The following is a 17,983-nucleotide window of genomic DNA, read 5'->3' as shown; positions in this document are numbered from 1 at the left end:
CAGGGCGGGCACCGCGGCCGCGGCGACGGCGGCGCGGCCGCTCGCGGCGGCCCGCGCGGCGAGCGCCCGCCGGTCCGGGACGTCCAGCTTCCGCAGCAGCGACGAGACGTGGCTCTCGGCGGTGCGGACGGAGATGAACAGCCGCGCCGCGATCTCGGCGTTGCTCAGATGCTCCCCGACCAGCTCCAATACCTCGGCTTCTCGGGGTGAGATGTCCACTGTCACGGCCACCGTCCCATTCTGGCGCAGGCCCCACCGTGCATGTTCCGTGCGTGATCCGTGCCGGCGGTCCGTAGGCGGCTCCGTAGTCGGCACGGATGTGGCCGGGGCGGTCCCGGAGCGAGGCTGTGAGTCATGAGCGACTCTTCCAGTCAGGGAATCAAGACCGTCCTGCATCCCGTGAGCGACCTGGCGAAGGCCAAGGCCGTGTACGCCGCCCTGCTCGGCACGGCCCCGCAGACCGACTCTCCGTACTACGTCGGGTTCGAGGTCGGCGGGCAGCACATCGGGCTGGTCCCGGACGGCGGGCCGCAGGGCATGACCTCGCCGGTGGCCTACTGGCACGTCCCGGACATCGAGGCGAAGATCGCCGCGCTGACCGCCGCCGGCGCGACCGTCAAGGAGGCCCCGCACGACGTCGGCGCCGGGCGCCTGGTCGCCACCGTCACCGACCCGGACGGCAACGTCCTCGGCCTGATCCAGGACCGCTGAGCCCGGCCCCACACCACACGACGACGAACCCCTCACCAGAAAGAAGCGTCATGAACTCGTTCGAATCCATCACCCTCGAAGTCGCCGACCCCGCCACCGCCGCGGACTTCTACGCGGCCCTCGGCCTCTCCTCCCACGTGGACGTCCGCGCCTCGGACGACCCGAGCACCGGCTTCCGCGGCTTCGCGCTCTCGCTCGTCGCGTCCCAGCCCGGCAACGTGGACGCGCTCATCGCCGCCGCCGTCGGCGCGGGCGCCGCCGTGCTGCAGCCCGCCGCGAAGTCCTTCTGGGGCTACGGCGGCGTCGTCCAGGCCCCGGACGGGACGGTCTGCAAGATCGCGTCCTCCAAGAAGAAGGACTCCGCGCCCGCCGCGCCGGAGTTCGAGCAGATCACGCTGCTGCTGGGCGTCGCGGACGTCAAGGCGAGCAAGCGCTACTACACCGGCCGCGGCCTCGCCGTCGCCAAGAGCTTCGGCGGCAAGTACGCCGAGTTCGACGCCTCGGAGTCGTCCGTCACGCTGGCGCTCTACCCGCGCCGCGCCCTCGCCAAGGACATCGGCCTCGCCCTGGAGGGCACCGGCTCCCACCGGCTCGTCCTGGTCGGCGGCGGCGAGGCCGCCACCGACCCGGACGGCTTCGTGTGGGAGCCCGCGCCCGCCCGGAGCCGGGCCTGAGCCGTCCCGGCCGGTCAGCGGCGGAGCGAGACGCGGACGTCGCCGCCGTCCGGCCGGACCGCGTCCAGCATCCCGCTCGGGATGCGGAACACCCGGCCGGGCGCCGCGGGCCACGGCAGCCGCCGCTCGGCGAGGGTGCGGCCGTCCTGGACGACCGCGACGCGCGGGAACGGCACGAGCTCGTCCACCCAGGCCAGCAGCCGGCCGCGGGCGGGGCCGCGCCCGCCGGGCCGGTACGTCGACGGGGAGATCCAGCGCAGCGGTTCCTCCGCGACGATCCGGACGGCCTCGCCCGGATCCTCCCCGCCGGCCAGGTGGTCGAGGACGCTCCGCGCCACGTGCGCGCCGTCGAGGGCCGCGATGTCCGCGGTGTCCACGGGGTGCAGCAGGTTCCCGGCGGCGAAGACCCCCGGGCGGCTGGTGCGCAGCGCGCCGTCGACGGCCGGGCCGAGCGTGCCGGGGTCGAGGTCGAGGCTGGCGGAGCGGGCCAGCTCGTTGTCGGGGATCCAGTCCCCAGTGAAGACGACCGTGTCGCAGGGCACGACGTGCCGCCGGCCGGTGTCGACGTCCTCGATCTGGACGGCCTCGACGCGGCGCTTGCCGATGATCCGGGTGACGCGGGTGCGGGTGCGCAGCGGCACCCGCAGGCCGAGCCGGCCCGCGACGGGGAGCGCCGCGTACGCCTCGCCGTGCGGCCGCTCCGAGGTCATGAGGACGGTGCGGCAGCCCGCTTCCCGCAGGGTCAGCACGGCCGACCAGCTGACCAGCTCGCTGCCGACGACGACCGCGCGCAGCCCCGGGCGGCCGTGCCGCAGGTGCACCAGGTTCTGCAGGTGGCCGGTGGTGAAGACGCCGTCCGGGCGGTCCCCCGGCACGAGCCGCGCCGTCCGCGGCCGCTCCCGGGCGCCCGTCGCCAGCACCACCGCCCCGGCGCGGACCTCGTACAGGCCGTCCGGCGCGGTGACCTCCAGGGCCCCGTCGGCGGACCAGCCGGTCACCATGGCGCCGGTGCGGACGTCGGCGCCCGCGCGCTCGGCGCCGGCCGCCATCCGGCGGGCGTACTCCGGCCCGGTCAGGACCCGGTGGAGGTCGCGGACGCCGAACCCGGTGTGGGCGCAGTGCCGCGGGATGCCGCCGGCGTGCTGCTCGCGTTCGAGGACGAGCGGCCGGCCGGTAACCGCCCCCGCGAGCTCCCGGGCGGCCCGCAGCCCCGCCGGGCCGCCGCCGACGATGGCCACCGCGGGCGTCAGCCGGGTGCGCGTCGTGCTCATCGTTCGCCTTTCTCGTCGGTGTCCCCGCCGGCGGTGCGCAGCGCGTGCTCCAGCATCCCGGTGACGTTCGCGCCGCAGTAGAAGCCCTGGCAGCGCCCGTTCATGGCGCGGGTGCGGCGGCGGAGCCCGTCCAGGTCGCGCGGCGGGATCGTGCTCGCGAACGCGTCGCGGATCTCGCCGCGGCTGACCCGCTCGCAGAAGCAGGTGATCGTGCCGTACTCCGGGTCGTCCGCGATGCGCTCCGCGTCGGCGTACGGGCGCGGGAACGCCTCGCCGATGTTGGGCATGCGCGGCGGCTCCGGCAGGTCGGTGCGCTCCTCCAGGTCCAGGCCCGCCTCGCGGAGGAGGCCCAGCAGGTGTTCGGCGACCGCCATGCTGGACGTCAGCCCGGTGGAGCGGATGCCGCCCGCGACCGCGTAGCGCTGCTCCGCGTCCACCTCGATCGTGTAGTCGGAGACGTCGCTGGCCGCGCGGAGGCCCGCGTAGGAGGCGGTGACCTCCTCCTCCAGCAGCCGCGGCATGATCCGCTTGCCGCGCTCCAGCAGGAACGCGTAGCCGTCCCCGGTGGTCGAGGTGTCGGCGCGGTCGGTCATGTCCTCGGCGGTCGGGCCGAGCATGACGTTGCCGTAGATCGTCGGGCTGATCAGCACGCCCTTGCCGAGCTTGGACGGGACCGGCAGCACGATGCGGTCCACCAGCGGCCGGGCCTGCTTGTCGTAGACGAGCAGCTGGCCGCGGCGCGGGTGCAGGTGGAACCGGTCGTGGCCGAACCGGGCGTCCAGCACGTCGCCGCCGAGCCCGGCCGCGTTGACGACCCACCGGGCCCGGACGTCGCCGCCGCTCGTGTGCAGAACGGTCTCGTCCGCCCCCGGAGTGACGGACTCGACGCGGTGCCCCCGCAGCAGCCGCGCGCCGCGCCGGACCGCGTCGGTGGCCAGCGCGAGCGTGGTCGTCCAGGTGCAGATGATGGACTCGCCCGGCACCGTCAGCCCGCCGAGGGCGCCGGGGCCGAGCGCCGGAACCTGCCGGTACACCTCGTCCGGGCCGACGATCTCGCTCTCGGTGTAGCCGTTGCGCTCCGCCTTCTCCTTCAGGCCGGGCAGCGCGGCGAGCTGCTCGTCGTCCCAGGCGACGAGCAGCGCCCCGGTCGGCTCGTAGGGGATGCCGGTGCGGTCGGCGTAGTCCTTGAGCAGCCCGTAGCCCCGGGCGACGAGCCGCGCCTCCAGGGTGCCGGGCGCGGCGTCGAAGCCGGTGTGCAGGATCGCCGTGTTCGCCTTGCTGGTGCCGTCGCCGACGTCGTCCCGCGCCTCCAGCAGGACGACGTCGAGCCGGTGCCCGGCCAGGGCGCGGGCGATCGCCGAGCCGACGACGCCCGCGCCGATCACCGCGACGTCGGCGACGCGCCCGGGTTCCGGCGCGGTCTGCGGTGTGCTCACTCCTTCTCCTTCTTCGCGATCGCGGTGCTCTCGACGGCCGCCCGCCACCGGGCCCGGAAGGCGGCCGCCTCGGCGGCGCCGATCCGGGGGGTGTAGGCGGTGTCCGGCGTCCAATCGACGACCGCGTCCGCGAGGGGCAGCGCCGGGTCGAGGGCGCTGCGCGCGAACGCGACGGCGCCGAGCGCCGTGGCGTGCTCGGACGGGTACACGTCGACCTGGGTCTGCAGCAGGTCGGCGACGGCCTGCATCAGGACCCGGCTGCGGGTGAGGCCGCCGTCGACGCGCAGCCGCGGCAGGGCGGCGCCGGTGTCGCGGGCCGTGCAGTCCGCGAGCTCGGCGACCTGGGCGGCGATGCCGTCCAGCACCGCCTTGACCAGGTGCCCGGCGGTGGTGGACAGCGTCATGCCGGTGAACGAGGCGGTCGCGTCCGGCGCCCACCACGGTGCCGACAGGCCGGCCAGCGCCGGCACGCACAGCACCCCGTCGGCGTCCGGCGCGGCGACCGTGTCGAGTTCCGGCGCGCCGCCGACCAAACCGAGGTCGCGCAGCCACCGCACCGCCGAGGCGGCGGTGGGGACCTGCCCGTCCAGGCAGTAGGACGTCTGGCCGCGCGCCTGCCACGCCACCGACGCGGCCAGCCCCGCCCCGGACCGGACGGGCGTCGTGCCCATGTTGGCCAGCAGGAAGGCCCCGGTGCCGAACGTGCACTTGGCCTCGCCCGGCTCCAGGCAGCGCTGCGCCAGCAGCGCCGCCTGCTGGTCGACGACCAGGCCGCCCACCGGGGCCCGGCCGCCGAACGCCGTCGTCTCGCCGACGATCTCGTCGCAGGCGGCGATGCGCGGCAGCCGCTCGCCGCCGAGCCCGAACACCTCCAGCAGCTCGGGGCTCCACGCGGCCGTGTCGAGGTCGGTGAGCAGCGAGCGGGACGCGGTCGCCGCGTCGGTGACGAACTCGCCGGTGAGCCGGTGCAGCAGCCAGGTGTCGGACGTCGTGACGACGCCGTCCCCGGTGAGCCGGTCCCGGATCCAGCGCATCTTCGGCGCGGAGAAGTACGGGTCGAGCACCAGCCCGGTGCGCTCGGCCACCAGGCCCGCCCACTCCGCGCGCTCGGCGCAGATCCCCGCGGACCTGCGGTCCTGCCACACGATCGCGGGCGTCAGCGGCTCGCCGGTGGCGGGGTCCCAGGCCAGGACGGTCTCGCCCTGGTTGGCCAGGGTCACGCCGTCGATCCGGACCCCCGCCTCGGCGACGGCGCGCCGGCCGGACTCCAGCACCGAGTCGAGCAGCTCCGCCGGGTCCTGCTCGACCCCGCCGCCGGACAGGTAGCGGGGGTGCACCGGCAGCTCCACCACGCTCAGGACGCGGTCGGAGCCGTCCACGACCATGGCCTTCGTGCCCGAGGTGCCCTGGTCGACGGCCAGCACGGTGGTCATGGACGGCCCCCGGCGGACTCGTTCGGCCGGGGCGCGTCGTCGTCCAGAACCTTGTCGATGTCGTGCATGTCGGGCATGGTGAGCCCCTTGGTGCCGTGCCTGATGAGCAGGTAGGCCAAGTACACCGCGCCGATCGCCGACATGACCGCGACGTAGCGCCACGGCTCGGCGAAGGACGCGTCACGGAAGATCATCAGCTCGTAGGCCAGCCAGCAGACGGCCACCACCAGCACCGGGACCTCCCAGCGGCCGAGCTGGAAGCCCTTGGACGGCGGCAGGCTGCGCCGCTTGGCCAGGTACAGCGCCACCGTCGCCGCGTAGATGATCGCGGGCAGCAGGGTCGCCGCCGAGAACAGCGAGAACAGCGCCTGGGTGGACCGGGCGAACAGCGCGAGCAGGACCTGCGCGACCGCGAACATCAGCACGGCGGCGTTCAGCGGGGTGCCGGTCGAGGGGTTGATGCGGCGCAGCACCTGCCAGCCGGGGAAGCGCTTGTCGCGCGCCATCGCCCACACCAGCCGGGCCCCGCTCAGCAGGATGACCAGGCCGCAGGAGAAGATCGAGATCACGACGAGCACCAGCAGGCCCTTGCCCACGTAGGAGCCGAGCACGCGGGTGATGACGTCCGCGACCGGGGTGTCGGACTTCGCCAGCGCGGACGGGTTCTCCGCCAGCGCGGTGACCGCCACGAGGAACAGCATGCCGAGCACGCCGAGGCCGAGCACGGCCTGCGCCATCGCCTTCGGCACCACGCGCGCGGGGTCCTTGGTCTCCTCGGCGAGGTTCGCCGCCGACTCGAAGCCGACGATGGTGAACGCGCCGAGCAGGAAGCCGAGCGCCCACGGGCCGACCGAGGTCGCCCCGCCGAGCGAGAAGTAGCCGTCGCTCGGGACGTCGCCCTTGCTGAACAGGGTGCCGAAGTCGAGGTCGCCGGTGAAGGCGCCGACGGCGAACAGCAGCACGGTCAGCGAGACCATGCCGATCAGCTGGATGGTGACCGCGACGGTGTTGACCCGCTGCGTGGCCCGGGTGGACAGCGCCACCAGGATCGCCTGGAGGAGCACCACCACGGCGGTGATGACCCAGGCGTTCTGGCTGGTGCCCTCGTACTGGAACAGCACCGGCAGGATCGTCGCGGCGATGGTGTAGTCGACGGCGCACACCACGACCGCGAGGAAGGTGAACGAGATCCAGCCCATGATCCAGCCCAGCACCGGGTTGGCGAGGCGGGACGTCCACTGGTAGGCGTAGCCGCTCACCGGGATCCGGGCCGCGAGGGCGCCGAAGATCAGGGCCACGCACAGCTGGCCGACCACGACGACCGGCCACGTCCAGATGCCCATCGGGCCGGAGCTCTGCAGCACCGAGCCGTAGGCGGTGAAGATGCCGGTCGCGATCGACACGAACCCGAACGCCACCGCGAAGGAGGCGTACCAGCCCAGCTCGCGCTTGACCTCCTGCGCGTAGCCGAACTCCGAGAGGCCGTCGCCGGACCCGCTGCCGGCCGGGGATCCCGGCGCCGCCGCGGGCGGCGGCATGGAAGAATCGGCCATTGATCGTCTCCTTGCACGTGTCATGAGGAATGGGCGATCGGGCCGGGTGACGTGGCAGCGTCGCCCGGCCACCGTGAACTCACCCGGCGGCCACGATGAGGCCGCCGGACTCCTCCAGGGCCTCGCGCAGCGCCGGGGACGGCGTCTTGTCGGTGATCACTTCGTCGAACGCGTCGAGCCCGCACACGCGGTGCGCGGCGACGCGGCCGAGCTTGCGGGAGTCCGCGAGCACGTACGAGCGGACGGTGTTCGCGATCATCACGCGGCGGGTCGCGACCTCGTCCAGGTGGTAGTCGGTCAGCCCGGCCGAGGCGTCCACCCCGCCGGAGCCGAGGAAGGCCACGTCGGCGTTCAGGTCGGCGAAGAACTGGGCGGTGCCGGCGCCGGAGCAGGCGAGGTCGCCGGGCCGCAGCCGGCCGCCCGCCACCAGCACCTCGACCCGCGGCCGTCCGGCCAGCTCGGCGGCCGCCAGCAGCGAGCACGTCGCGACCACGCCGTGGAAGTCCGGCGGCAGCGCGCGGGCCACCTCCAGCGCGGTGGTGCCCACGTCGATGATGACGGTCTGCCCCGGCCGGACCAGCGCCGCGGCGGCGCGGCCGATGGCCGCCTTGGCCTCCCGGTCGGCGCCGGCGCGCTCGGCGAACGGCGCCTCCTCCCCCGACGAGCCGGCGGCCACGCTGGTCGCGCCGCCGTGCACCCGCACGAGCTCCCCGCGGCGCTCCAGCACCATCAGGTCGCGGCGGACCGTCTCGGCCGACACCCCGAGCAGGACGGCGAGCTCCTCGGTCCGCACCACGGACCGGTCGCGGAGCGCGTCGCCGATCCGGCGGTGCCGCTCAGGCGCGAGCACGGCCACTGCCCGACTTTGTGGAAGATTGACCGAACATATGGAGAATTCTGCATAAGTTTGGACTTTTGTCAAGACAGCCCAGGTCAGCGCCGTGGTAGCGGGCCGGAAGGGGCCGGCAGCGGCGTCGCATGAGAGCGCCGGGCACCGCGACGGTGGTCGCGGCGCCCGGCCGGGCGTCCCTCTCCGGTTCAGGCCAGCACGCAGTGGGTGCCGCTGAAGATCGTCGGCATGCACTTGTTGCAGTGGATGCACAGCGAGCGGGTCCCGGGCTCGTCCCGCATGCGGTTGAGCAGGTCGGGCTCGCGCAGCAAGGCGCGGGCCATCGCCACGAACTGGAAGCCCTCGGCCATCGCCAGGTCCATGGTCTCGCGCCGGGTGACGCCGCCCAGCAGGACCAGCGGCATCTTCAGCGCGGCGCGGAACTGCCGGGCGCTGTCCAGCAGGTACGCCTCCTCATAGGGGTAGCTGCGGATGAACTTCCCGCCCACCAGCTGGACGCCCAGCTTCACCGGCTGAGGCATAGCGGCGGCGAACTCCCGCACCGGCGCGTCGCCCCGGAACAGGTACATCGGGTTGAGCAGGGAGCTGCCTGCGGTCAGCTCCAAGGCGTCCAGGCCGCCGTCCTCCTCCAGCCACTGCGCCACCCGCAGGCTCTCGTCCAGCCAGAGGCCGCCGGGGACGCCGTCGTCCATGTTCAGCTTGGCCAGGATCGCGATGCGGTCCCCGACCGCGTCGCGGACGGCGCGGGCGATGCCGCGCACGACCTTGGCGCGCTTGGCCAGCGAGCCGCCGTACTCGTCCGTGCGCTTGTTGATCTTCGGGCTGAGGAACGAGCTGGCCAGGTAGTTGTGGCCGAAGTGGATCTCCACCGCGTCGAACCCGGCCTCGATCGCCAGCAGCGCGGCGTCGGCGTGCGCCTTGGTCACCCGCTCGATGTCGGCCCTGCTCGCCGCGCGGGTCATCCGCAGCGCCTGCGGGTTGAACGAGCGCGACGGGCCCAGCGAGGGCAGCCCGTTGGACTTGCCGTTGGCGACCGGGCCCGCGTGCCCGATCTGCGCGGAGACCGCGGCACCCTCGGCGTGCACGGCGTCGGTGAGGCGGCGCAGGCCGGGCAGCGCCTCGGGCCGCATCCAGATCTGGTCGCGCTCCGTGCGGCCCTCGGGGGCCACGGCGCAGTAGGCGACCGTGGACATGCCGACGCCGCCGGCGGCGTGACGGCGGTGGAACTCGATGAGCTCGTCGCCGACCAGCGCGCCCTTGGTCATGCCTTCGAAGGTGGCGGCCTTGATGACGCGGTTGCGCAGTTCGAGGGGGCCGAGCTTGGCCGGTGCGAACACGTCCGGAGTGGTCATGTGCTCTCCAAGGGACAGCGGGTCATGGGTCGTGGGCGGAGCCGGGGCGCATGGCCGTGTCGGCGTCATCGTCCACCTCTTCCTCTCGTCTCTCCACGAGGGGTTTCAATCACCAGTCAATCACTGATTGAAGGGTGCTTGCGCAAGGTGTGGTGGAATGGCCGGATGCCCGACGAGAACGCGTCGACCCGGGAACGCCTGCTGGCCGCGGCCGAGCGGCTCTTCGCCGGCAAGGACCCCGACCAGGTCTCCCTCCGCCTGATCAACGCCGAGGCCGGCCTGAACCCCGGAGCGGTGCACTACCACTTCGGATCCCGGGAGGGGCTCGTCACGGCCCTGCTGGAGCGCGAGCTCATCCCGCTCTGGGCCGACCGCCTGGCGCCGGTCGTCGAGGCATCGGAGCGGCCCGACGCCGACCTCCCGATCGCCGGGCTCGTCGCCGCGATCGTCGAGCCGTTCGAGGACCTGATCCGCACCGAGAAGGGCCGGATGCTCTGCCGCCTGCTGGCCCGCACGGCGCTCCCCAACGGGCGGCTGCCGGTCTCCTCCCCCTGGTTCAGCCCGGCCCCGTTCGAGGTGATGCTCTCCCGCGCCATGCCCGAACTGCCGGTCCGCGAGATCTCCGAACGCTGGCGCCTGGCCTTCACCCTCCTGCTGGAGGTCTACGGCCGCGCCGCCACCGACGGCCGGTCCCCGGTCCACCCGGAGACGCTCGTCTCCTTCCTCACCGCCGGACTCACCGCCCCCGCCCGCGGCTGACCGATCTTCTATACGATGCGCGGGACCCCTCCTCGGGAGGCCCGTATGGATTCCGCGTCCCCGGTGGCGGCCGCCCGCTGGGCTCGCGTGGTCGCGGTCGGGGTGAGCTGCGGTTTCGCGTTCGGCGGGTACGTCGGGATCATCAACGCCGAGCAGGGCGGCAAGCCGGCGGCCGCCGCGCTGCTGACCGCGCTGGTGCTCCTCCACCTGCGCAACTGCATCCGCTGGTCGGACGACGAACGGGCCCGCGGCCGGCAGTGGGCACTGGGCGTCCAGGCGGTCCTCACGGCCGCGGGCATGATCTGGTACCCGTCCACCTGGTACGGCAACTCCGGGTTCCTGGCGGCGGCGCTCCTGCTGCTCGTCCGCCGGCGGTGGGCGGCGTGGGGCGGGTTCGCGCTGGTGATCGCGGCGCAGTTCGCCGCCGCGCTGCCGGTCCGGCCGACGGTCGCGGAGGCGGCCTACCTCGCGGTCGGGCACACGGCGTTCGTCGGGATCGCGCTGTACGGGGTCGCCCGGCTCGCCGACCTCATCAGCGACATGCGGCGGACCAGGGACGCGCTCGCGCTGGCCCAGGTATCGCGCGAGCGGCTGGTCTTCGCCCAGCAGTTGAACGAACGCGTGGGCGTGAGCCTCGAACGGGTCGTCCGTGACGGGGACGCGGCGGACCCGGCGGCGGTCAGGCGGCGGCTGGACGTGGCGCGGGCGGCGCTCAACGAGACGCGGTCGGTGGCGCACGGATACGGGCGCGACCACCTCGCGGGCGCGCCGGTCGCGGACGACCTGACGGCGACCGGGGCGGCGGTGCTCGGGGCCGCGACGCTCTGCCTCATGATCGTGCCCACGGAGCTGAGGCAGTTCCTCCGCGTCGACCTGGGCGCGCTCGAGACGGCGGTGTTCTTCGCGTCGCTCGCCGCGTTCGTGCTGCTGTTCCTGCGCGCCTGCGCCCCGACGCGCCGGCCGCCGTGGACGCTGGTCGTCTTCGTCCCGGCGCTGGGCCCGCTGCTCCTGTTCGACCTGTCGGTGTGGCACGTGGTCCTCTTCCTGCCGGGCCTCGTCCTGGTCGTCGTGCGCGGGTGGGCGCGGTGGGTCCTGGCGGTGCCGCTGATCTGCATGGATCCGCTGCTCGTGATCTGGGACGCGCAGCTCGGCGACCCGACGCCGCTGGGCATGGCCTACGAGATCGTGTGGTCGGGTGAGCGGGCGCTGCTCGTGTGCGGGCTGGTCCGCATGGGCGAGCTGGCCCTGCGGGTCAAGGAGGCGCGGGCGGAGCTGGCCAGGACGGCGGTGGCCCGCGAGCGGCTCCGGTTCGCGACCGACCTGCACGACCTGCTCGGCCTGGGGCTGTCGGTGGTGGTGCTCAAGAGCGAGCTGGCGCTGCGGCTGCTGGGCAGGGACCCCGACCGCGCCCGCGCCGAGCTGTCCGAGGGCCTGGCGGCGGCCCGCCGCGCCCTGGCCGACATGCGGGACGTCGTGGCCGGGCGCGGTGAGATCGAGCTGGCGGCGGAGGCCGAGTCCACGCGCGCGGCGCTCGCGGCCGCCGGCATCGAGGTGTCCGGGACGGTCCAGCCGGTGCCGCTGCCGCCGGAGACCGACACGCTCCTGGCCACCGTCCTGCGCGAAGGGGTCACCAACGTGCTGCGGCACAGCGATGCCGACCGGTGCGAGCTGACCGTCGAGGCGGTCGCGCGGAGGGTCCGGCTGCGCCTGGTCAACGACGGTGTCCGGGGTCGCGCCGGCGCGCCCGGCGTGGGCTTGGAGAACCTGACGCGCAGGGTGCGTGAGCTGGGCGGGACGCTGACCGCCGGCAAGGACGGGGACGCCTTCCGGCTCGCGGTGGAGGTGCCGCTACAGCCAGCCCTGATCGGTCGCGATGCGGATCGCGTCGATGCGGTTCCTGGCGTCCAGCTTCAGGACGGCCGACGACAGGTAGTTGCGGACGGTGCCCCGGCTCAGTGAGAGCGACCGGGCGATGTCATCGGCCTCCGCGCCGGTCGCCGACAGCCGGAGCACGTCGGCCTCCCGCGCGGTGAGCGGGCTGTCCGCCCGTTCGAGCTCGGCGAGGGCCAGCTGAGGGTCCACCACCCGCTCCCCCGCGACGGCCTTGCGGATCGCGGCGATGAGGTCGTCGGCCGGCGCGTGCTTGAGCAGGAACGCCGAGATCCCCGCGGACAGGCCCCGGCGCAGATACCCCGGCTTGCCCAGACCCGTCAGGACGACCGTGCGGCAGGCAGGGAGCTTGACGCGGAGTTCGGCGGCGGCGTCCAGGCCGTCCATGCCGGGCAGGTCGATGTCGAGCACGGCCACATCGGGGCGGGCCCGAACGGCCGCGTCGACGATCTCGTCCCCGCGCTCGACCGTGGCCACCACCTCGATGTCGTCCTCGAGCCCGAGGACGGTGGTCAGCGTCTCCCGCAGGATCCGGACGTCCTCGGCGACCATCACACGGATCATGTGATTCCTTCACATCGAAGTGCTGAACCCGGCCACTACCGGCGAATTCTCCGGATTGCGAGTCTAATCACGCCGACACCGGCGCACTCAGAACCGGAGGAAACCATGCGAAAGCTCATCGCCTCGACGTACGCCACTCTCGACGGATTCATCGACAACCCCCACGAATGGTCGCTGCAGTACTCCGAGGAGGAGTCCCAGACCTACGCGTTCACCATGACCAAGAACGCCGACGCGCTCCTGCTCGGCCGCGTCACCTACGAGGGAATGGCGCAGGCGTGGCCGAACATGGGCGGCAACCCCTACGCCGACCACGTCAACTCCATGGACAAGTACGTCGTCGCGAGCCAGCCCGTGGACACCTCGTCCTGGAAGCCGACCACGGTCATCGACGGGGCCGACCTCGTCGGCGCGGTGACCGAACTGAAGAAGCGGGACGGCGGCGACATCCTCATCTGGGGCCACGGCCGCCTGACCGACGCCCTCGCCGCCGCCGGGCTGCTCGACGAGCACAAGATCTGGCTCTACCCGGTCATCAAGGGCACCGGCGAGCCGCTGTTCCGCCCGGAAAGCGCCGGAACCGTCGAGCTGGTCGACTCGACCATCTTCCCGAGCGGAGTCGCCGTCCTCACCTACCGTCCGCTCACCGGCTGAACCGACCGGCATCGCCATTCCGGCGAGGAAACGGAAGGCGTGCGGCCACCGGCGCGGCACGCCTTCCGCACCTCCCGGTGCCGGTGCCGAGTACGACAAGCCGCTCAAAGCCCTGTTCTTCCGCCTCCTGCTCGTGACGAGGCGGCGCACTTCGCTCAGATGACGCCCGCTTCGGCGAGCCAGCGCCACAGCTCGTCCTGCGGGACGATCGTGACGCCGAGCTTCTCGGCCTTGCCGGTCTTCGAGGCGCCGACGTTGTCGCCGGCGAGCAGGTAGTCGGTGCCCGCCGAGACCGACGAGACGGCCTTCGCCGCCGCCTGCTCGACCAGGCGGGTGACGTCCGGCCTGCTGATCTTGGCGCCCGAGCGCGGGTCGGTGAACGCCCCGGTGATCACGACGGCCCGGCCCTTGAGCGGCGAGTCGCCCGCGGCCGCCGCGTCGACCGGCCGGTCCTCGGGGAGCACGTCGAGGTTCACGCCGCGCTCCCGCAGCGCCGCGATCTCCGCCAGCACCTCGGGGCGGGCGAAGAAGGCGACGATGCTCTCCGCGACCGCGGGGCCGATGTCGCGGATCGCCACCAGGTCCTCGGCCGTCGCCGCCGCGACGTCCTCGATGCGCTCGTAGCCGGCCAGGCACAGCCGCTTGGCCGTGCCCTCGGACGCCATCGGGATCGCCAGCCCGATCAGCGCCCGCCGCAGCCCGACGCCCTTGGACGCCGCGATGGAGTCGACCATGTTCTTCGCGCTGACCTCGCCCATCCGCTCGTAGCCGAGGAGCTGATCCACCGTCAGGTCGTAGAAGTCGCTGCGCCGCGTGAGCACGCCCTCCTCGGCGAGCTTCTCGATCCAGGTGTCGCCGACGCCCTCCATGTCGGCCGCCTGCCGCGAGGCCCAGTGCATCAGCCGCCGCATCGCCTGGGCCGGGCACTGCAGGTTCACGCACCAGCGCTCCTCGCCGGCGCCGCGGACCTCCAGCTCGGACCCGCACGACGGGCAGTGCACCGGCGGGACGATCTCGACCTCGCTGCCGTCGCGCCGCTCCGGCAGCGAGCGGCCCGCGAACGGGATCACGTCGCCGCGCCGCACGACCGCGACCGTGTCGCCGATCCGCAGGTCGCGCTCGCGGATCAGGCGCGGGTTGTGCAGGGTGATGTTCTCGACCGTGACGCCGCCGACGAACACCGGCGCGACCTTGGCGCGCGGCGGGACGCGGCCGATCTTGCCGACCGGCCACTCGACCGACAGCAGGGTGGTGAGCTTCTCCTCCGGCGGGTACTTGAACGCGATCGCGCCGCGCGGTTCGGCGCTGTTGAAGCCCGCCGCGTCGAACGCCGCCGGCTCGTGCAGGCGGACGACCGCGCCGTCGATGTCGTAGTCCAGCCCGTCGCGGCGGCCGCCGATCTCGTGGATCGCGTCCATCACCTCGGCGGCGTCCGCGCACACGTACTGGGCGACCGGCTCGAAACCCGCCGGGAGGCCGATCGCGGCGCCGTCGCGGTCGGCTCCGAACGCGTAGAAGCGCAGCAGCCGCTTCGCCTGGACCGCCGCCTCGGGGTCCTTCAGCACCAGCGTCCCGGCGGCGCCCGAGCGGGGATTGGTCAGCGTCTTGTCGGGGTGGGCCTCGTTGTAGGCGGCCCAGACCGACCGCAGCATCACGGCCTCGCCGCGGACCTCGACGCGCCCGGGCTCCTCGATCTCCATCGGGAGGCCGGGGATCACGTGCCGCACCTTCTCGGTCACCAGCTCGCCGACCGCGCCGGTGCCGCGCGTGGCGACGTAGTCGAGCCTCCCGCCGGTGTAGACGACGCTGAGCGAGAGCCCGTCGAGCTTCTCCGACACGCGGAAGACCTGGCCGCCGAAGCGCTCGCAGAACGTGCGGATCTGCTCCTCGCTCGTCGCCTTCGCCAGCGAGAGCATCGGGCGCGCGTGGCGCACCGTCGGCCCGGCGAGCTCCGCCGGCGCGTTGACCCTGCCGAGCGGGCTGTCGGCCGGCTCCAGCTCGGGATGCTCGGCGACGAGCGCCGCCAGCTCGTCCTTCAACGCGTCGTAGTCGGCGTCCGGCAACGGGCTGTCACCGGCGCCGTAGTACAGGTCGTTCAGCCGCTTGACCTCGGCGGCCAGCTCAGCGATGCGCTCCTCGACGTCCACAACCCCGATTAAACGCGAAGCCACCGACACTATTCACCCGCCGATCCTCACCCGCCGTCGCGCTCCCGCGGTCGGACCTCAGCGGCCCAGGCCGGCGTCGCGGGCGCGGGCCATCGCCTCGGCGCGGTCGGCGACCTGGAGTTTGGCGAAGACGTTCGAGACGTTGTTGCGGACGGTCTTGGGCGACAGGCCGAGGCGCTCGGCGATCGCCGGGTTCGGCAGGCCGAGCGCGATCAGTTCGAGGACGTCGCGCTCGCGGGCCGTCAGCTGCGGGAAGGGCTCCCCGGCCGGGCGGGCGACCGCGATCCGGGCGAAGTAGTCCGCCACGCGTCCCGCCAGCGCCGGGCCGAAGATCACCTCGCCGCCCGCGACGGCGGCGACCGCGCGCAGGATCTCCTCCTGGTCGGCGCCCTTCACCAGGTAGCCGCGGGCGCCGGCGAGCATGGCGGCGAACACGCTCTCGTCGTCCTCGTGCATGGTCAGCACGAGGACGCCGGTGTCCGGGTGCGCGGCGAGGATCCGGCGGGTCGCCTCCACGCCGCCGAGCCGCGGCATCTGCAGGTCCATGACGACGACGTCCGGGCGCAGCCGCCCCGCCGTTTCCACGGCGACCGCGCCGTCCGGCGCGGTGCCGACGACCTCGACCTCCCCCGTGGACTCCAGCATCAGCCGCAGCCCGTCGCGGTACACCGGGTGGTCGTCGGCCAGCAGCACCCGCGGCGTCACGGCGCGCTCCCCGCGAACGTCAGCGGCTCGGGCGCGTCGCCGCCGGAGCCCCGGCCGAACGGCAGCACGGCGTGCACGCGCGTCCCGCCGCCGGGGCGCGCCGACACCGCGCACCGCCCGCCGAGCTCCTCGGCCCGCTCCCGCATCCCGACCAGGCCGACGCCGACGAGCGCGCCCGGCGGCATGCCCCGGCCGTCGTCCACGACCTCCACCTCCAGCGCCTCCGCGGTCGCCTCCAGCCGGACGTCGCAGTGCGCCGCCCCGGCATGGCGGGAGACGTTCGCCAGTGCCTCGCTCACGATCCGGTACGCCGCCTCCTCCGCCGCGGCCGGCAGCGGCGACAGCCGTCCCGCGCAGCTCAGCCGCACCCGCAGGGACCGCCCCTGGAACCGCTCGGCGAGCTGCTCCACCGCCCCGACCAGCCCGAACTGGTCCAGGGACGGGGGACGCAGGTCGTGGACCAGGCGGCGGACGTCGGCCAGCACGCCCGACAGGTCGCCGCGCACCGAGCGCAGCGTCGCGTCGGCGGCGGCCGCGTCGCGCGGGGCGAGGTTGCGGGCCGCCTCGATCTTCAGCGCCGCGGCGGCCAGCGACGGGCCGAGGCCGTCGTGCAGGTCGCGGCGCAGCCGGCGCCGCTCCTCGGCGATCCCCGTCACCAGCTGCTCCCGGCTGCGCTGCAGCTCCTCGGTGAGCGCCGTCGCCCGCGCGGCGGCGGCCGCCTGCCGGACGACGTCGGCGAGGAGCCGCTGGTCGGCCGCCGGGAGCCGCGCCCCGCTCCGCGGCACCAGCGCCAGCCGGCCGATCGCCGCGCCCCGGTACCCGAACGGCAGGACCAGGACGTCGTCGCGCGGCGTCCCGTGCTCGACGACGACCGTCTTTCCGTCGGCGCGGTCCAGCTCGACGCGCACGTACGGGGAGCGGAACGACTGCGCCACCGCCCGCGCCACCTCCAGCAGCAGCTCGTCCGGGCCCATGGACCGCTCCAGCCGCCGCGCCAGCGCCGACACCACGTCGTAGGGCTCCGCCCGGCCGGTCAGCACCCGGTTCACCCAGCGCTGGAGGCGCAGCCGCAGCGGCGCGTACAGGACGGCGACCACGCCCGCGCCGGTCACCGCGGCGAGCGGCTCGTCGATGACCGTCCCGGCGCCGACGAACACCGCCACGTCGATGCCGATCACCGCGGCCGCCAGCGCCGCGTACAGCAGCGTCCAGCCGAGCAGCAGGTCGACGTCGTAGAGCCGGTACCGGGCGACCGCGACCAGCACCGCGACCGCGACGGCCGCGTGCATGAGGATGAGGGAGATGTCGCCGATCCACCAGTCCACCGACGGCGGCGTCACCTCCGTGAGCACCATGCCCGCCGCGAAGAGGACGACGTTGGCCGCGAGCGCCAGCAGCATCCACCGCAGCTGCGTCCGCCGCACCGGGTCGGACCGGCGGAAGCGCACCGTGAACGCCGCGATGGACACCCCGAACGAGAAGAGGAAGCCGACCCAGAACATCCAGCCGGACACCGGCCAGAGCGCGTCGGGCAGCGGCGGGGTCAGCGGGTCCAGCGGGACGCCCCGCAGGCCCGGCGCGAGCGGCTCGCCGTGGGAGAACACCCGCCACGGCACCATCAGCAGCGCCACGACCCCGACGGCCTGCGCGGTGATCGCGGCCGCCACGGGCCACCGCCAGCGCCGCGACGGCAGCCGCCCGTCCGGGAAGAACATCAGCGTCAGCGGCACGATCATGTTGATCATCGGGCCGAAGCGGGCGCCCGCGTACACCGTCGCCGCCGTGAGCGGCAGGCCGCCGCCGTGCTCCACGACCGACAGCGACGCGTACGCCGCGGTGATCCCGTCCAGGACCGCGATGAACCCGCCCGCCAGCATGAGCCACGTCAGCGGGTGCCGCGGCAGCCGCGTCGCCAGCACGCCGCCCGCGACCGCCAGCGGCAGCCCCGACCCCGCCGACGTTC

At 74.0% G+C, this 17,983-nt stretch carries 16 protein-coding genes; 5 read left to right on the top strand and 11 right to left on the bottom strand.

All coding sequences use genetic code 11. From position 1 onward, the window contains the following. The coding region (locus tag ETD96_RS22230; protein WP_138638399.1) for a response regulator transcription factor at positions 1-231 on the bottom strand (231 nt) is incomplete at its 3' end. Positions 232-354: 123 nt separating this feature from the next. Between ETD96_RS22230 and ETD96_RS22225 the strand changes: the two genes are divergently transcribed. Further along, positions 355-711 carry a VOC family protein gene (locus tag ETD96_RS22225; protein ID WP_138638398.1) on the top strand — a complete coding sequence of 119 codons (357 nt, stop codon included), beginning with the start codon at positions 355-357 and terminating at the stop codon, positions 709-711. Between the two features lie 50 nt (positions 712-761). Next, entirely contained in the window at positions 762-1,385 is a 624-nt protein-coding gene (locus ETD96_RS22220; protein WP_138638397.1) for a VOC family protein, read from the top strand. A gap of 14 nt (positions 1,386-1,399) precedes the next feature. On the opposite strand, the gene ETD96_RS22215 is transcribed toward ETD96_RS22220, so the two are convergent. The 6 genes from ETD96_RS22215 to ETD96_RS22190 all read right to left on the bottom strand — a co-directional run bounded on the left by ETD96_RS22215 (position 1,400) and on the right by ETD96_RS22190 (position 9,280). After that, positions 1,400-2,656, bottom strand: a complete 1,257-nt coding sequence (locus tag ETD96_RS22215) for an NAD(P)/FAD-dependent oxidoreductase (RefSeq protein WP_138638396.1) — start codon at positions 2,654-2,656, stop codon at positions 1,400-1,402. Beyond that, the gene (locus tag ETD96_RS22210; RefSeq protein WP_138638395.1) at positions 2,653-4,092 is read right to left on the bottom strand and encodes an NAD(P)/FAD-dependent oxidoreductase; all 1,440 of its coding nucleotides are present in this window, start codon (positions 4,090-4,092) and stop codon (positions 2,653-2,655) included. Before ETD96_RS22210 ends, ETD96_RS22215 begins: the two co-directional genes overlap by 4 nt. Beyond that, on the bottom strand, positions 4,089-5,525 hold the full coding sequence (locus ETD96_RS22205; RefSeq protein ID WP_138638394.1) for an FGGY family carbohydrate kinase: 1,437 nt from the start codon (positions 5,523-5,525) through the stop codon (positions 4,089-4,091). The genes ETD96_RS22210 and ETD96_RS22205 overlap by 4 nt, the downstream gene beginning before the upstream one ends. Then, entirely contained in the window at positions 5,522-7,078 is a 1,557-nt protein-coding gene (locus ETD96_RS22200; protein ID WP_240808018.1) for an amino acid permease, read from the bottom strand. The genes ETD96_RS22205 and ETD96_RS22200 overlap by 4 nt, the downstream gene beginning before the upstream one ends. 79 nt (positions 7,079-7,157) lie before the next feature. Then, positions 7,158-7,934, bottom strand: coding sequence for a DeoR/GlpR family DNA-binding transcription regulator (locus ETD96_RS22195; RefSeq protein WP_240808016.1), 777 nt, complete (start codon positions 7,932-7,934; stop codon positions 7,158-7,160). Positions 7,935-8,116: 182 nt separating this feature from the next. Next, complete coding sequence (locus ETD96_RS22190; protein ID WP_138638393.1) at positions 8,117-9,280, bottom strand: NADH:flavin oxidoreductase; 1,164 nt, start codon at positions 9,278-9,280, stop codon at positions 8,117-8,119. Positions 9,281-9,445: 165 nt separating this feature from the next. Here ETD96_RS22190 and ETD96_RS22185 point away from each other — a divergent pair, with 165 nt between their 5' ends. Together ETD96_RS22185 and ETD96_RS46015 are read left to right on the top strand one after the other, a co-directional pair. After that, a complete protein-coding gene (locus ETD96_RS22185) occupies positions 9,446-10,039 on the top strand; it encodes a TetR/AcrR family transcriptional regulator (RefSeq protein ID WP_138638392.1) in 594 nt (197 codons plus the stop codon). 45 nt (positions 10,040-10,084) lie between these two features. Continuing rightward, entirely contained in the window at positions 10,085-11,998 is a 1,914-nt protein-coding gene (locus ETD96_RS46015; RefSeq protein WP_205719398.1) for a sensor histidine kinase, read from the top strand. On the opposite strand, the gene ETD96_RS22175 is transcribed toward ETD96_RS46015, so the two are convergent. Continuing rightward, complete coding sequence (locus ETD96_RS22175) at positions 11,888-12,493, bottom strand: response regulator transcription factor (protein ID WP_138638391.1); 606 nt, start codon at positions 12,491-12,493, stop codon at positions 11,888-11,890. The two genes, ETD96_RS46015 and ETD96_RS22175, sit on opposite strands and share 111 nt — an antisense overlap. 105 nt (positions 12,494-12,598) lie before the next feature. Here ETD96_RS22175 and ETD96_RS22170 point away from each other — a divergent pair, with 105 nt between their 5' ends. Beyond that, a complete protein-coding gene (locus tag ETD96_RS22170; RefSeq protein WP_138638390.1) occupies positions 12,599-13,147 on the top strand; it encodes a dihydrofolate reductase family protein in 549 nt (182 codons plus the stop codon). 155 nt (positions 13,148-13,302) lie between these two features. On the opposite strand, the gene ligA is transcribed toward ETD96_RS22170, so the two are convergent. From ligA to ETD96_RS22155, 3 genes are all read right to left on the bottom strand, one after another. Next, entirely contained in the window at positions 13,303-15,294 is a 1,992-nt protein-coding gene (ligA, locus tag ETD96_RS22165) for an NAD-dependent DNA ligase LigA (RefSeq protein WP_138638389.1), read from the bottom strand. 78 nt (positions 15,295-15,372) lie between these two features. After that, complete coding sequence (locus tag ETD96_RS22160; protein WP_205719397.1) at positions 15,373-16,020, bottom strand: response regulator transcription factor; 648 nt, start codon at positions 16,018-16,020, stop codon at positions 15,373-15,375. After that, positions 16,017-17,983: sensor histidine kinase (locus ETD96_RS22155; protein WP_138638388.1), on the bottom strand; the 1,967-nt coding region annotated here is incomplete at its 5' end. The genes ETD96_RS22160 and ETD96_RS22155, both read right to left, overlap by 4 nt.

Origin of the sequence: Actinomadura geliboluensis, assembly GCF_005889745.1 — a bacterium.
GTDB lineage: Bacteria > Actinomycetota > Actinomycetes > Streptosporangiales > Streptosporangiaceae > Spirillospora > Spirillospora geliboluensis.
The sequence above is the reverse complement of the archived record's forward strand: the minus strand, read 5'-3'. Positions and strand labels throughout refer to the sequence as shown.